Raw genomic sequence first — 14,752 nt, forward strand, 5'->3', positions numbered from 1 at the left:
ATTTAACTCCCTGCAAAAAGTGGGCATAATGCTTCGGTTTTTAATGCGCGCAACCAGCCAATGCGATGAAACCAGCGGCAAATATTTATTTGATCGGCCTGATGGGGGTGGGTAAAACCACCATAGGCAAACAGCTTGCTAAAGCCTTGCAATGGCCGTTCTACGACAGCGATAGAGTCATCGAGGAATGCACCGGTGTCGATATTCCGACTATCTTCTCCTACGAGGGCGAGGAGGGTTTTCGGATGCGCGAGCAAACTGTGATCCGGCATTTATCGGCGTTGCAAGGGATAGTGATGGCCACCGGCGGCGGCGCGGTTTTAATGCCGGAGAATCGGGCGGCAATCAAGGAAAACGGCTTCGTCGTCTATTTGCACTGTTCGATAGATAAAATCCTGCACCGCACCAAACACGATACGCAACGCCCGCTATTGCGCACCGACAACCCCAGGCAGCGCCTGCAAACCCTGCTGGCGCAACGCGACCCGCTGTATGCGGAATGCGCCGATTTTAAAATCGACTCCGGCGTCCTGCCCACTAAAACCGTGGTTAAAACCATTTTGCAGCAATATCAGGCTGCTTTAGAAGATCATGAAAGAATTGCAAGTTGCACTAAATAACGACAGAAGTTACCCGATTTACATTGGCGCCGGCTTACTGGCCCAAGCGGCACTGTTGGCCAAGCATATTCGCTCCAAGCAGGTATTGATCGTTACCAACGAGACTATCGCCCCGCTTTACTTAGCCCAATTGCAAACGGCATTGGGCGATTATCAAGTCGAAACGGTGATCCTGCCGGACGGCGAGCAATACAAAACGCTCCAATATTTGGAGAAAGTCTTCGATCAATTGCTCGCCAAAAAATTTAGCCGCAACGCCACTTTGATTGCATTGGGCGGCGGTGTGATCGGCGACATGGGCGGCTTTGCGGCAGCTTGCTATCAACGCGGCATCGCCTTTATCCAGATCCCCACCACTTTGTTGGCCCAGGTCGATTCCTCGGTCGGCGGCAAAACCGGCGTGAACCATCCGCTGGGTAAAAACATGATAGGCGCGTTTTATCAACCGCAATGTGTGATCGCCGACGCAGACGTGCTGGATACTCTTGACGACAGACAGCTTTCGGCTGGCTTGGCGGAAGTCATTAAATACGGTCTGATCCGCGACCCCGGCTTTTTAGAATGGCTGGAAGCGAATATGCCGAAATTGCTGGCGCGCGATAAAGATGCCTTGGCTTATGCGATTGAGCGATCCTGCATCAATAAAGCCGAAGTGGTCGGCGAAGACGAGTTCGAATCCGGCGTGCGCGCTACGCTAAATCTCGGTCACACCTTCGGCCACGCCATCGAAACCGGCAGCGGCTACGGCCACTATCTGCACGGCGAGGCGGTAGCTATCGGCACCTGCTTTGCAGCCGATTTATCGCGGCGCCTGGGCTGGCTGAACGATGCCGACGTTAAGCGAATTATCGACGTTTTCCAGGCCGCCAATTTGCCTGTCACTCCGCCTAAGGAAATGACGACCGAGCAGTATGTGGATTTGATGGCCGTGGATAAGAAAAATGTCGACGGCAAAATTCGGGTCATTTTATTGGAAGCGGTCGGCAAAGCCTCTCTCCCCGTCAACGTCGATCTGGCGCAATTGCAGGCAACCTTGAACAGCTATGCTGGATAACGACGACCTGACTTACAGTTACCAAAAACGCTCGGTGGTCAACAACAGCGAGCGGGCCTTGATTACGTTGGAGCGCTCGCAAAAACTGGATTTGTTGTTGCACTTGCTGGCCAATTTGCAGCAATCGCTGATCGTCTGCGGCCCGGAAGGCATCGGTAAAACCACCTTATTGGAGGCTGTCAAGCAAAGCCGTAAGGATATGTGGGAGGTCGTGTTACTGCCGGCCTCGCCAGACTCCAGCTTCGAAAGTCTGATTAACGATTTGTTGCGCGGTCTGAACATCGCCAAAGCTTCGGCTTTCGATCTGAGCGCGTTGCGCGACAAATGCGCCAGACAAAAAGTAGTGCTGTTAATCGACGATGCCGGCAATTTGGTACCCGGCCTGACGACGATGCTGATCGAATTTGCCGATTCGCTGCCCGGCTTGCGGTTGGTATTTGCGATGAATCACGATCAATTCCACATCAAAAGCGGTACCGACAAACTGGTGGAAGAATGCCATTTCATCGAACTGCCGCCGCTCAGCAAAAAACAATGCGGCGAGTATTTGCAAAACCTGTCGGCGCAGCCGGGCGCAGTGGTGTCGTTCAATGCCATCAGCGACAGCCTGATCGAGGATTTATACCGCGCCAGCAACGGCATCCCCGGCAAGATTCTCGGGCAATTACCTAAATTGGCTAATTCCCAAAGCCATAAACGCAGCAAACTGGGTTTATGGTTGGCAATCTCCGGCGTATTAGCAGGCACCGGCTACGCGGTAAACTCGTTAATACCGCTTGACCAGCTCATTGAGCAAACAACCGGCAATTCGCCGATTAGCGGCCAAAACGACAGCACCAACAAACTGGCGATCGAAAGTCTGCCCGCACCGGCGATGCCGGAATCAATAAAGCCATCGGCGTCAATACTGCCCAACGAGGTAGCAATCGCGCCACCTCCTGCTCCAGCCTTGCCCGAACCCAAAGTCCCCGAGCCGGAACCAGCGCCAACCAATGTTGTGGTCCCCGTTGTTCCCGTTCCCGATAAGCCCAAGCCGGTCGCCCCTGTTCCAAATGACCCGGCAAAACAACCGGTAGGCCAACCCGTTGCCAGCGAAATTATCAGTACACCAGTCGTCGCCAACCCGGTGCCAGCCAAACCCGAGCCGCCGATTGAAAAACCCGAGACACCTGCCGCAGACGCAACACCTGCTGTGGAGCCGCCGCCCGTCCAAGCTGTGGCTAAGCCTATCGAACGCAAACCTGCTAAACCAGTATTCGAAGGCAGCGATCAAGATTGGATCATGGCGCAACCAGCTGGCAACTTCACGCTGCAAGTCATGGTACTGTCCAGTAAAGATGCGGCGCTGCGTTTCCAAAAAAAATACGCCGATTACCGCGACGGCCTGAAGTTCTATCCCATCAAACAAGGCGAGCAGGAAAAATACGTGGTAATTTACGGCTCTTTCCAAACCGCCGCCGAAGCGATCCAGCTTAAAGCCGTCATGCCCGGCGAATTTAAGCAGGCCATGGAAAAGCGCTTCCGGGCCGTACAAAAAGAAAGCCGCCGCTGATTCTCACCCCCCAATCAAAACGAATGACCAACTTACAAAACGACTTATTCTTAAAAGCCCTGTTAAGACAGCCCGTCGACCGCACCCCCGTCTGGATGATGCGCCAAGCCGGACGTTATTTACCCGAGTACCGGGAAGTGCGCGCCAAGGCCGGCAGCTTCATGCAGCTCTGTACCAATCCGGAATTGGCCTGCGAAGTAACCTTGCAGCCGCTGGAGCGTTTTAATTTCGATGCGGCCATCTTGTTTTCCGACATTTTGACCATTCCCGATGCGATGGGCTTAGGTCTCTCGTTTGCCGAAGGCGAAGGCCCGCAATTTGCCAACCCTGTCAGATCCGCCGCCGACATCGCCAAACTGCCGATTCCCGACCCGGAAACCGAATTGCGCTATGTGATTGACGCAGTGCGCTTGATCAAAACCAATTTGCACGGTCGGGTACCCTTGATCGGCTTCTCAGGCAGTCCGTGGACGCTGGCCACCTACATGGTGGAAGGCAAAAGCAGCAAAAGCTTTCAAAAAGTAAAAAGCCTGATGTTCGAACAACCGCAGCTCATGCACCAGATGCTGGATAAGCTGGCGCAATCGGTTGCCTCCTATTTGAATGCGCAAATTGCTGCCGGCGCGGATGCGGTGATGGTGTTCGATACCTGGGGTGGCATGCTCAGCCATGACGATTATCTGGAGTTTTCCTTGCGCTATGCGCGGCAGGTTCGCGAGTTGTTAAATTCCCGCCATGACGGCAAGCAAATCCCCACCATTTTGTTTACCAAAGGCGGCGGTCTATGGCTGGAAGCGATGGCCGACACCGGCTACGACGCTCTGGGTCTGGATTGGCAAACCGACATTGGCCAAGCCCGCGCCCGGGTTGGCGACCGGGTCGCTTTGCAGGGCAATATGGACCCTATCACTTTGTACGCGCAACCGGACGTAATCCGCGAAAAAGTTGGCAAAGTGCTGCAAGGTTTCGGTAATGGCTCGGGGCATGTATTCAATCTGGGGCACGGCATTTTGCCGGATATTAACCCGGAACATGTCAAGGCCATGGTCGATGCGGTGCGGGAATTGAGTCCACAATATCATCGCTAAATAAGGGCGTTTATACTTGAGGGGAATGCCGTTAAGTTAAGCACCTCTTACCGGCGGGTCTTGTAAAAAGCCCCCTCTCCTCGCGGGAGAGGGTTGGGGTGAGGGGAGAAGGAACGGTCCTTCACACTGAATAGTTACCAATTTTTAGTATTCCATATGTGGATCCAAAAACGCATCCAGCTTGCCGCCAAACCGCGCGGCTTTCATTTGATCACGCGGGAAATCGTCGGTCAGTTGGCCGAACTGGATAAAATTGAAATAGGCTTGGCCCATGTGTTTTTGCAACATACTTCGGCATCGCTGGCTATCAACGAAAACGCGGATGCGGATGTACGCAGGGACCTGGAAAGTTATTTCTCCAGAGCGGTTGCTGAAAATGAACCATACTACCGCCACACGCTCGAAGGGCCGGACGATATGCCAGCTCATATTAAAACCGTTATTTTAGGCAGCTCGCTGAGCATTCCGATCAGCGACGGCCAATTGGCCTTGGGGATTTGGCAAGGCATTTATTTATGTGAGCATCGCAATCATGCCGGCAATCGCACTATCATCGTTACACTACACGGCGAATAAAGAGGTATTTATGAGAGCAGCAAAACTAATCGTTTTATTACTGGCAGCTTGCAGCCAAAGCCTGTCCGCTGAAGAAGCCGGAAAGCCGCTGGAAATGACCGTCTATCGCAGCCCCACTTGCGGTTGTTGCGGCAAATGGCTGGAACATGCCAAACAAAACGGTTTTAAAATCAACGACGTGGTTAGCGACGACATGGAAACCATCAAAGCCCGTTTCGGCGTGCCTGAAAAGCTGGCGTCCTGCCATACCGCCATCGTGGACGGCCACGTTATCGAAGGCCATGTGCCTGCTGCCGACATTCAGAAGCTCTTACAAAGCAAATCCAACATCGCAGGTATCGCCGCGCCGGGCATGCCGATGGGCAGCCCCGGTATGGAAATGGGCGGGCAGCAAGATGCGTACAAGGTGGTTTCCTTCGATAAAGAAGGTAAATATGAAGTGTTTGCAGAGCATGGCACTAAGCAATAACTCAACTTACGTACTCTCAGCCGTCCGCTTAATTCGCCGCCAAGCAGTATGTCTTTTTGGCAACATCTAGCATGACTAAGGCCCTCGTTACCGGCGCCAGTGGTTTTATCGGCACGCAACTATGCCAGGCGTTGGTAAACCAGGGTTACGCGGTCAAAACGTGCAGTCGCGCCGGGCATGGTCCGGACAACATCGCCTTGGATTTGGCTGAACCGGGAGCTTGCCCCCCTGAGTTGTGCGCCGGCATAGACGTGATATTTCATCTGGCTGGCAAAGCCCACGCCTTGGCGGAAAGTCGGCAAGATGCGGCCGAATACCGGCAGGTCAACACCGAAGGCACGCGCAAACTGCTGGAAGCCGCACAACAAGCCAGGGTAAAAAGCTTTGTGTTCTTCAGCAGCGTCAAAGCCGTTAGCCAGGCTAGCCAACAACCCATGGATGAAACGGTTAACGACCCGGCCACAGATCCCTACGGCTTATCCAAATACGAAGCAGAGCAACTGGTGCTAAATGGCGGCTATGTCCGGCATCCGGTGGTGTTGCGGCCCAGCATGGTCTATGGCGGTTCCGAGAAAGGTAACTTGCCGAGGATGATCAAAGCAGTCCGGCGCGGGATATTTCCGCCATTGTCCGAGTCCGGTAACCAGCGCTCTATGGTGCATGTAACAGATATAGTTGCAGCGGCATTGCTGGCGGCCGAGAAACCCGCAGCCGCCGGGCAGGTTTATATCGTCACGGATGAACAAAGCTATTCCACCCGGCAGATTTACGACGCGATCAGAGCCGCTCTCGGCAAGCCGCCTGTTGCCTGGTCGATACCGATGCCGTTGCTAACCAGCTTAGCCAAATTGGGTGATGGCTTTGGCCAACTGACGGGGCGACGCTTTCCCATCGATAGCGATAGCCTGGAAAAATTAACCGGTTCGGCTTGGTATTCGTCTGCTAAAATCGCTCGCGAATTGGGTTTTCAACCTCGCCATACTCTCTGGAAAGCCCTGCCCGATATTATTCGCCATCTAAGTTAAATCCTGCGTGCTACTGCTTTTTACTGTTACCTTGCTGCTCGCCGCCGTATTGACCGGCCTGATTCGCCGCTACGCCTTAACTTACAAGGTGCTGGACATTCCCAACCAACGCAGCTCACACAGCGTACCAACCCCGCGCGGCGGCGGATTGGCTATCGTGCTGGGATTCTTTACGGCCGCTCTCTGGCTGTTTTTTGCTGATCAATTAACAGGTAGTTTCTTGGCCTTGCTGAGCTCCACGCTATTGGTAGCCGTTATCGGTTTCTGTGACGATCACGGCGAAGTGGCCGCGCGCTGGCGGTTTTTGACGCATTTATTGGCAGCCATCATCGCTCTGGAATTATTGAATGGTCTACCTGTGATATTGATCCCCGCGCCATTCGACGCCATCTTCGGGCGATTGAGCTTTAATCCTGGCTGGCTGGGCTATCCCTTGGGGGCACTGTTTTTGGTATGGACTCTCAATCTGTTCAATTTCATGGACGGTACCGACGGCATTGCCGCGTCGGAAGCGCTGTTCGTATCCTCGGCATTGGCCGGCTATCTGTTTTTTACCGATCAAAACCTGTGCGCGGTAGCCTTGAGTTTGGCGGCGGCTTGCGCTGGCTTTTTGCTGTGGAATTGGCCGAAAGCCAAGATTTTCATGGGCGATGTCGGCAGCGGTTTTATCGGTCTGTTGCTGGGTTTATTGATTTTACTGGCCGCACAACAGGCCGCCGTGCTGCTGTATTGCGGGCTGGTTTTATTCGGCGTGTTTATCGTGGATGCCAGCTATACCTTGGCGGTTAGAATGTTCAGCGGACAAAAATGGTATGCGGCGCACTGCTCGCATACTTATCAACACGCTGCCAAACGTTACGGGCATTTGCCGGTGTTATTGGCAACCTGGGTAATCAATTGCGGCTGGCTGTTGCCTATCTCTCTATGGATATTTAAGCATCCCAGCCACGCTTTGGCCGGGATTGCCTTGGCTTATCTGCCCTTAATCTATCTGGCTTACCGGTTTAAGGCCGGCCAATCCGAGTTGGTTATTTCGTGACTTTAAGATTCCGCTCCCGCACCACCATTTTTTTGCACGACCTGGCCATGATCCCTCTGGCCTGGTTCGGTGCTTACTGGCTGCGTTTTAATCTGCAAGACATCCCTGACGATTTTTTTTATTCAGCATTATTATTCCTGCCTTGGGTCATCGCCATCCAGGTCAGTTTATTCTGGGTGTATGGTTTGTACCGCGGCGTTTGGCGGTTTTCCTCACTGCCAGACCTGATCCGCATCGGCAAGGCCGTGTTGACCGGGATTTTTTTTATTGCCTCCGCCTTGTTTTTATACGACCGCCTGCACGGTGTACCGCGTTCGGTCGTACCGTTGTATGTGCTGATCCTGTTTTCCTTGCTCAGCATTCCGCGTCTGGTTTATCGCTTTTGGAAGGAACAGACGTTTGCGGAGCGCGTGGGTAAGCGCGCATTGATCGTCGGTGCCGGTTCCGCCGGCGAAATGCTGGTGAGGGATTTATTGGCCAATGTCGATAGCGATTATGTGCCGATAGTGTTCGTCGACGACAACCATGGCAAATACAAGCGCGAAATTCGCGGAATCCGCGTTGCCGGCACGGTCGAGCAAATTCCCGAATTAATCGAACGCTGGAATATCGAAACTGTGCTGATTGCCGTGCCGTCGGCCAGCGATCAGCAAATGCGCCGTATCGTGGAAATCTGCGAAAACTGCTCGGTGGATTTTCAGACCCTACCCTCGGTTAAAGAATTGCTAAGCGGCGCGGTCACCACCGCCAATCTGCGTAGCGTTTCCATCGAAGATATTTTGGGCCGCACACCGGTAAAGCTGGATTGGCCCGGCATAAAAAATCATCTGCGCGACAAAGTTATTTTAGTCACGGGCGGTGGTGGCTCCATAGGCTCCGAACTTTGCAAGCAACTGGCCAGAGCCCAACCGCGCAAGCTGATCGTGTTCGATCAGTGCGAGTTTAATTTGTACAAAATCAATGCTGACTTGAGCCGACTGTTTCCGGAGCTAGCGCATCAGGCCGTGCTGGGCGACGTCGCCGATCCGATTGCGGTAAAACAGTTAATTGCCACGCAGCAGCCGGAAATCGTGTTTCATGCTGCGGCGTATAAACATGTGCCCTTATTGGAAAATCAAATCCGCGAGGCGGTGCATAACAATCTGATCGGCACGAAGATACTGGCGGAAGCAGCGATTGCCGCCGGCGTAGCGCGGTTCGTGTTGATTTCCACCGACAAGGCCGTCAATCCCACTAACGTGATGGGCGCGACCAAACGGGCGGCGGAAATCCTGTGTCAAAACCTGAATCAGACCGGCAATACCCGCTTTACCACCGTCCGGTTCGGTAACGTGCTCGATTCGGCTGGCAGCGTGGTGCCGCTGTTCAGGGAACAAATCAAGGCCGGCGGCCCTATCACGGTGACGCATCCGGATATTACCCGCTACTTCATGACGATTCCGGAGGCCTGCCAGCTGATCATGCAAGCAGAAACCATAGGCCAGGGCGGGGAGGTATTCGTGCTGGATATGGGCGAACCGGTCAAAATTACTTACCTGGCCGAACAAATGATCCGGCTGAGCGGGAAAGTGCCGAATAAGGACATAGCGATTAAGATTGTCGGCTTGCGGCCCGGCGAAAAACTCTACGAAGAGCTATTCCACGATCAGGAACAATTACTGGCAACCAGCCATGCGAAATTGCGCCTGGCCAAAGCGCGACTCTACGACTCCGTGGAATGGGCTAAACAGATTGAAGATTTGCAGAAGGTGTGCCGGAACTACGATAACCGGCAACTGTTGGCCGACTTGAAACAGTTGGTCCCCGAGTTTACGAGTACGCCGGCGCCTAAATAACAGCGCTAAAATTCACACTGTCTCCACCAGGCAATGTCGTTGGACTAAGCTCCCTCTCCTGCTGAAGAAGGTTGGGGGTTTTAACTTACCAGGGACCGTCTATAACCGGCCTATCCGATAGCAATACAGCTTGGTTTTCCGGCTATCGTTCAGTTCGAGCACCGACTCGGGCTGGCTATTCGGTATCGGAAAAGATGACGAGACAAACAAGCATCCGGTCTGCATTTCCCGCCGAATTTTTTCGCCTATTTTCGCCATCACCAGTGGCGACAGGAAGGCGAACACCACATCGAACTCGCGTAAATCCTGCTCCCAGAAACTGGATCGCCCGACCCGGACATTGGCCAGATTGCGGCAACGCCATGTTGCCAGAAGCCAGGGCAGCGGCGCTCGCTCCAAGGCCACTACAGCCATATCCGACCGGGCTTTTGCAAGCGGCACGACAACGGTAGCCAGACCGGCGCCAATATCGACAAACGCTTGCGCCTGTTCGCGGCTTACTATTTCGATCAGCGCCTGGCTGACGGCGGAAGACGATAAGAACAACGGCACATCGCCTTTCACTGTTCCCCAAAATAATAGAGTCAGCAGCAGCAACATCAGCAGATACACCCAAGCAGGCACTTGCCAGCTAAGCCCCAGTAATACGGTCGGTATAAATAGCAAATGAATCGGTAGCCACCAGACAGGCTGGCGAAAACCGCGAGAGAACAGTGCGGCCAAGCCAGCCTGAATAGCGACAGCTTGCCAAACGCTAACGGACAGAGGGAATGTGGTGCGTAGACCCAGCACTACAACGCAGGCTAGTAGCTGACTGAACAGCGCCTTGAATAACTGCATCAATCCTTACCGGGCTGTCAGCCGATTATTGACCGAGTCAGGCTAATGCGCAGCGCCGTCCGCCCCGGTAATTTTGGTATTTTTCTGAATCGTTGGCGATATGGCCGGCAGGCCGGGAACCGAGGTATCGCTGCTTCCGGGCTTATCTTCGGCGCCATCGTGCAACACCTGATTTTCGGTCTTTTTATTCATCACCACGATCGATATCCGCCGGTTCATCGGATCGTTCGGCACATCACCCTTGTAAGGAATGCTGGACGCCAAGCCGACCACCCGTAAAACTTTCTCTTCGCTGAGACCGCCTTGATTTAGCTCGCGGCGCGCCACGTTGGCCCGGTCGCTGGATAACTCCCAGTTGGAATAGCCGGTGCGATTGCTGGGAAACGGCAGCGCGTCGGTATGACCGTTGATGGTGACTTTATTCGGTAATTCGTTGATAACCGGCGCCAGTTCGCGCAGGATGGCTTGCGCATAGGTTTCTATGCCTGAACTAGCCAGCTTGAACATCGGCCGGTTTTGCGCATCGATAATCTGGATTTTCAAGCCTTCCGGCGTAGTTTCCAGCTTGATCTGATCCTTATATTCGGCCAACTTGTCATTGGCTTTCAGCATGTCCTCGATTTTTTCCTGCAACTTTTCCAGCTTGAGCTTTTCCTGCTCTTCCGCCAGTTTTTCAATATCCTCGGGGGTTGGTTCGGCAGGGGTATTTTCCCCCTGATGCACTTGCCCCTCCTCTTGCGACTTCAAGTCCTGACCGCCAGCCTGAATGATACTAGTCCGATCACCCGTACCCTCGCCGCTACTATTGGTAATCGCGACGCCGAACGGATTCTGGAAGTATTCGGAAATACCTTTTTTGGTTTTTTCATCGGTGGATCCGAGCAACCACATCAACAAAAAGAAAGCCATCATCGCCGTCACGAAGTCGGCATAGGCAATTTTCCAGGCGCCGCCGTGATGACCACCGTGACCGGCCTTCTTGATTTTTTTGATGATTATGGGTTGTTCGGCCATCGCTGTTTACCCTATTTACCGGCTTTTAATTGTTCTTCCAGCTCGGTAAAGCTCGGTCTGGCATTATGCGGAATGGCGGTGCGCATGAACTCCACGGTCATCGCCGGCGAAGTACCTTTTGCGCAGTTCAGCAGGCCTTTTTGGGTGCATTTATAGGCATTGCTTTCTTCTTCCAGCCGGGCTTCCATCACCGATGCCACGGGGCCAATAAAGCCGTATGACACTAAAATACCCAGGAACGTACCGACCAGCGCCGCGGCGATCAGTTTGCCCAATTCCGCCGGCGGAATCCCCACCGATTCCATCGTATGCACCACCCCCATTACCGCCGCGACGATACCGAAAGCGGGCATACCGTCACCGACTTTTTGCACGGCCTTGATTGGCTCGTTGCCTTCGGCATGGTGCACTTCAATTTCCGCATCCATGATGTCTTCGAGTTGGTTGACATCAACCCCGGTCAGGATCAGCCTGAGCTTGTCGCAAATAAATTCCATCAGATGGTGGTCGTGCACGATTTTTTCCCCAAAAATCGAGCTGCCTTCCGGATCGTCCACCACTTTTTCCAGGGACAATAAACCTTCCTTGCGGGCCTTCTGACTGAGCGCGTTAAAGCTCATCAGCAGCTCCATATAGTATTCCTTGGTGTAGGTACTGCCTTTCAATGTGGCAGTACCGCCAGCCATCGCCGCCTTGCTGTTGGCCAAAGAGTTACTGGCCAAAAAGGAACCAAAGGCGGCGCCGACGATGATCAGCACCTCCACCGGCTGCCAAAGTACCCCCAAATGACCGCCAGCCATCATGAAGCCGCCCAATACGCAGCCCAAAATGATCACATAACCAATGATTACAAACATGGTTGCCTCTAAAAAACTAAAAGTTAATTATAAAAATCAAACTTACCCTGGATTCACTCGATTTATCGGCCGCCATGTAAGTTGCCGGATAAGTCTAGGCTATGGTTTTCAAACTCTCAGGTTAAATGCTCAGTTTTTTTTAAAACCAGCTTGCTGATAGCCGGCAGCACCACAAAGGTACAAGTCATGATCCAGAAAATGCCGATAGTGATCACCAGTCCCATGCTGGATATTCCTTGGTGCGGCGAAAATGCCAGACCGACAAAGCTGGAAATGGTGGTCAACGCGCCGTAGAACATGCCGCGCGCGGTACTGGATTGATAAATGTTCTGATCTTCCGACAGGGAGTGATGCAGTTTTTCAACCATATGGATACCGTTATCGACACCCAGACCCATTAATAAAGGCAAAGCAATAATATTGGCAAAGTTGATCGGTGTACCGGTAAATACGGTAGTCGCCATCGTGAACAAGCCGGCCAACACCAAGGGTGTCATCACCAGCAGCGTATCAACGATACTGCGGCGAATGAACATCAATAGCAAGGCGATCGCTACCAACGCGATGATGATGGCTTCCTGGAAGGCGCCAATCACGGCTTTCATGGACTCCCAATACATCACCGGCAAATCGGTGGCATTGGGTGCCACGGCCTGCACGTCGGTAATGAAGGTCTGCAAGTTACCAAGATCGTTCAAATCTTCCTTGGGAAAAATCTGTATGCGGTACAAACCGTCTTTACTCAACCAGCGTTCCTTGATTTCCGCCGGGATACTGGTCGGTACAATTTCCTCGGCATGGAAACCGATCAGAAGCTGGTTCATTACAGTGGGCAAAGTGCCGAGCAACGAGGTTTGAATCTTCTCGATAAACACGCCGCGGTCAGGCTGAAATCTGGCTTCCAATTCCACCATCACGTCTTGCAACTGCTGTTTAAAAGTTTGCAGCGACTTGATGTCAGCCGGATTGGTTTTTTTCGGCAGATTATTGTCAATCGCGGCAATCATCCGCTTGATGGCCGGCAATGGATCGGTGCCGGTTTTCAGTTGCGGGAAAAATTGACTTTGCGGGCCCAGCGTCAGCACCATATCGTCGATGATACCCAATTTGCTTTCTTGATCGTCAGGCACAAAATCGAACAAGCTGACGGTTTTATCGACGGTTTTCAGGCTCTCCAGTTTTTTCTGCGTAGCCCTGGCTTCGTCTTCGTTTTTTACCAAAACGGTCAACGTCATCGGTGAAGTATCGCGCTCCTTCATCAAGTCCTTGAAGGCAATCACCGATTCGGTGTGCGGATCGCGCAGATTTAACGGATTGAAATCGGTTTGCACCTGAAACACGAAGTACACGGCAACCACTGCGCCAAGCAAAGTCAGCAAGGAAATCGGTTTGGCATAGTGCAAGGTAAAGTGCGCCAGCAGATGGGTAAATTTCGATTCGCCCGGTTGTTCGCCATGCAATTGATGCACGGGCGGATTGGGCAAGACCTTGAGCAGTACCGGCAACACGGTCAGCGTAATGAATAGGCAAATGAACAAACTGGTACCGGCCAGCAAACCCAACTCGGAAATGCCTTGGTAATCGGTGGGAATAAAGGCATACAAACCGATGGAGGTAGTACCGGCGCACAGAATCAAAGACGGACTGGTCGCCAATAAGGCCGAACGAATCGCCTTGCCCTTGTCGCTGCCGTATAAATCCAGATTATCGCGATAACGCAGGCAAAAATGGATCGCATACTCGACGCCCAAACCAATATTGGACACCGCGAAGGCCACCGAAATCAGATTCAGCTGTTTCACCGCCACGGAGGCGAACAAACCGCAAAACACCATACCCAAGGCCAATGTCAGTAAGGTAGCCAGCATCAACAGCCAGGAGCGGTACGCAACCAATAAAATGCCGCAGACCAGCACGATGGAAAAAATGCTGGCGGTGAAGGTACCCTCGCTCATCCCGGCCATTTCGTCGTGCTCCAAACCGACTTCGCCGGTCACCCAAACTTTGACAGCCGGCATATTGGGGTCTTGAATTTTGTCGGCGGCCTGACGGATAACCTTGATCGCCGGCTCCACGGGCAAAATCTGGCTGTAGTCGAATTTCGGCGTGACGAAAATAAAGGCCTTGTCCGATTGCTCTTCGCTGATCTTGTTTTCGGCGATCAGTTTTTGCCAGGACAGTAAATCTGTTTCGCCGTTCAGAGTTTTATGCAGGGAATTGCTGACCTTGTCGATCAGCGACATCAGGTCGATGGGTACTTCTTCGGTCTTGGTTTCCGCGTTCAGCGCGTCTTCGAAGATAGAGAAAAAACCGTTCAGACTGGGATCTTGAGAGATTCGGCCGATAAACGGCTGGGCTTGCGCCAGCGTCACCGAAAAATCCTGCAACTTATCAGTATCCAGATATAACAGGCCATTGCGCTGGAAAAACGCGTTTTCATCCGGCCGATAGACCTTGGTGAAATGTTCGGTATCGGCTCTAAGCTCCCGGCTCAAGCGTTGCGCAGCGGCCTTGGTTAATTCCGGACTGGAGGACTCGATCACCAGCAGCAGCGTATGCACTTCCTGACCGAATTGCTGTTCGAATTTACGCCGGTTTTGCTGAAACGGCGCTTCTGGAGCGATCAGTTCCGCCGTATCGGTGTTGACGGTCAGATGATTGCCGGTGTACTGCACGGCCAGATAGGCCAAGATTATCGAGGCAAGTAACACCAATCCCGGCGAATACAGCAGCCAGTTGCCCCAACGAAAGGCGATATTTCCCAAACGTTTTTCCAAGGACAT

Annotated in this window: 13 protein-coding genes; 9 read left to right on the forward strand and 4 right to left on the reverse strand. The window is 52.9% G+C overall.

What is annotated here, in order from left to right:
* The first annotated feature begins 65 nt into the window (after nt 1-65).
* The 9 genes from METH11B_RS0113890 to METH11B_RS0113930 all read left to right on the forward strand — a co-directional run bounded on the left by METH11B_RS0113890 (nt 66) and on the right by METH11B_RS0113930 (nt 9,258).
* Complete coding sequence (locus METH11B_RS0113890; protein ID WP_026602537.1) at nt 66-620, forward strand: shikimate kinase; 555 nt, start codon at nt 66-68, stop codon at nt 618-620.
* On the forward strand, nt 592-1,674 hold the full coding sequence (gene aroB, locus METH11B_RS0113895) for a 3-dehydroquinate synthase (RefSeq protein ID WP_026602538.1): 1,083 nt from the start codon (nt 592-594) through the stop codon (nt 1,672-1,674). Before METH11B_RS0113890 ends, aroB begins: the two co-directional genes overlap by 29 nt.
* Nucleotides 1,664-3,226, forward strand: a complete 1,563-nt coding sequence (locus tag METH11B_RS0113900) for an AAA family ATPase (protein WP_026602539.1) — start codon at nt 1,664-1,666, stop codon at nt 3,224-3,226. Before aroB ends, METH11B_RS0113900 begins: the two co-directional genes overlap by 11 nt.
* A gap of 23 nt (nt 3,227-3,249) precedes the next feature.
* Entirely contained in the window at nt 3,250-4,314 is a 1,065-nt protein-coding gene (gene hemE / locus METH11B_RS0113905) for a uroporphyrinogen decarboxylase (RefSeq protein WP_026602540.1), read from the forward strand.
* Between the two features lie 156 nt (nt 4,315-4,470).
* On the forward strand, nt 4,471-4,890 hold the full coding sequence (locus METH11B_RS0113910) for a secondary thiamine-phosphate synthase enzyme YjbQ (protein WP_020484318.1): 420 nt from the start codon (nt 4,471-4,473) through the stop codon (nt 4,888-4,890).
* 10 nt (nt 4,891-4,900) lie between these two features.
* Nucleotides 4,901-5,359 carry a DUF411 domain-containing protein gene (locus METH11B_RS0113915; protein WP_026602541.1) on the forward strand — a complete coding sequence of 153 codons (459 nt, stop codon included), beginning with the start codon at nt 4,901-4,903 and terminating at the stop codon, nt 5,357-5,359.
* A 71-nt stretch (nt 5,360-5,430) separates the two neighbouring features.
* Nucleotides 5,431-6,384, forward strand: a complete 954-nt coding sequence (locus tag METH11B_RS0113920; protein WP_026602542.1) for an NAD-dependent epimerase/dehydratase family protein — start codon at nt 5,431-5,433, stop codon at nt 6,382-6,384.
* A 7-nt stretch (nt 6,385-6,391) separates the two neighbouring features.
* On the forward strand, nt 6,392-7,423 hold the full coding sequence (locus tag METH11B_RS0113925; protein WP_026602543.1) for an MraY family glycosyltransferase: 1,032 nt from the start codon (nt 6,392-6,394) through the stop codon (nt 7,421-7,423).
* On the forward strand, nt 7,420-9,258 hold the full coding sequence (locus METH11B_RS0113930) for a polysaccharide biosynthesis protein (RefSeq protein WP_026602544.1): 1,839 nt from the start codon (nt 7,420-7,422) through the stop codon (nt 9,256-9,258). Before METH11B_RS0113925 ends, METH11B_RS0113930 begins: the two co-directional genes overlap by 4 nt.
* Nucleotides 9,259-9,357: 99 nt before the next feature.
* Here the strand turns inward: METH11B_RS0113930 and METH11B_RS0113935 are convergent, their stop codons facing one another.
* From METH11B_RS0113935 to METH11B_RS0113950, 4 genes are all read right to left on the reverse strand, one after another.
* Nucleotides 9,358-10,098 (reverse strand): hypothetical protein, encoded by a 741-nt coding sequence (locus METH11B_RS0113935; RefSeq protein WP_026602545.1) that lies wholly within the window; start codon nt 10,096-10,098, stop codon nt 9,358-9,360.
* Nucleotides 10,099-10,140: 42 nt separating this feature from the next.
* Nucleotides 10,141-11,112: a flagellar motor protein MotB gene (gene motB / locus METH11B_RS0113940; protein WP_026602546.1), complete on the reverse strand. Its 972-nt coding sequence runs from the start codon at nt 11,110-11,112 to the stop codon at nt 10,141-10,143.
* A gap of 11 nt (nt 11,113-11,123) precedes the next feature.
* Nucleotides 11,124-11,969 (reverse strand): flagellar motor stator protein MotA, encoded by an 846-nt coding sequence (motA, locus tag METH11B_RS0113945; protein WP_020484311.1) that lies wholly within the window; start codon nt 11,967-11,969, stop codon nt 11,124-11,126.
* Nucleotides 11,970-12,085: 116 nt separating this feature from the next.
* Nucleotides 12,086-14,752: an MMPL family transporter gene (locus METH11B_RS0113950; RefSeq protein WP_026602547.1), complete on the reverse strand. Its 2,667-nt coding sequence runs from the start codon at nt 14,750-14,752 to the stop codon at nt 12,086-12,088.

Source organism: Methylomonas sp. 11b (genome assembly GCF_000515215.1).
In the GTDB taxonomy this organism is placed as follows: Bacteria; Pseudomonadota; Gammaproteobacteria; order Methylococcales; family Methylomonadaceae; genus Methylomonas.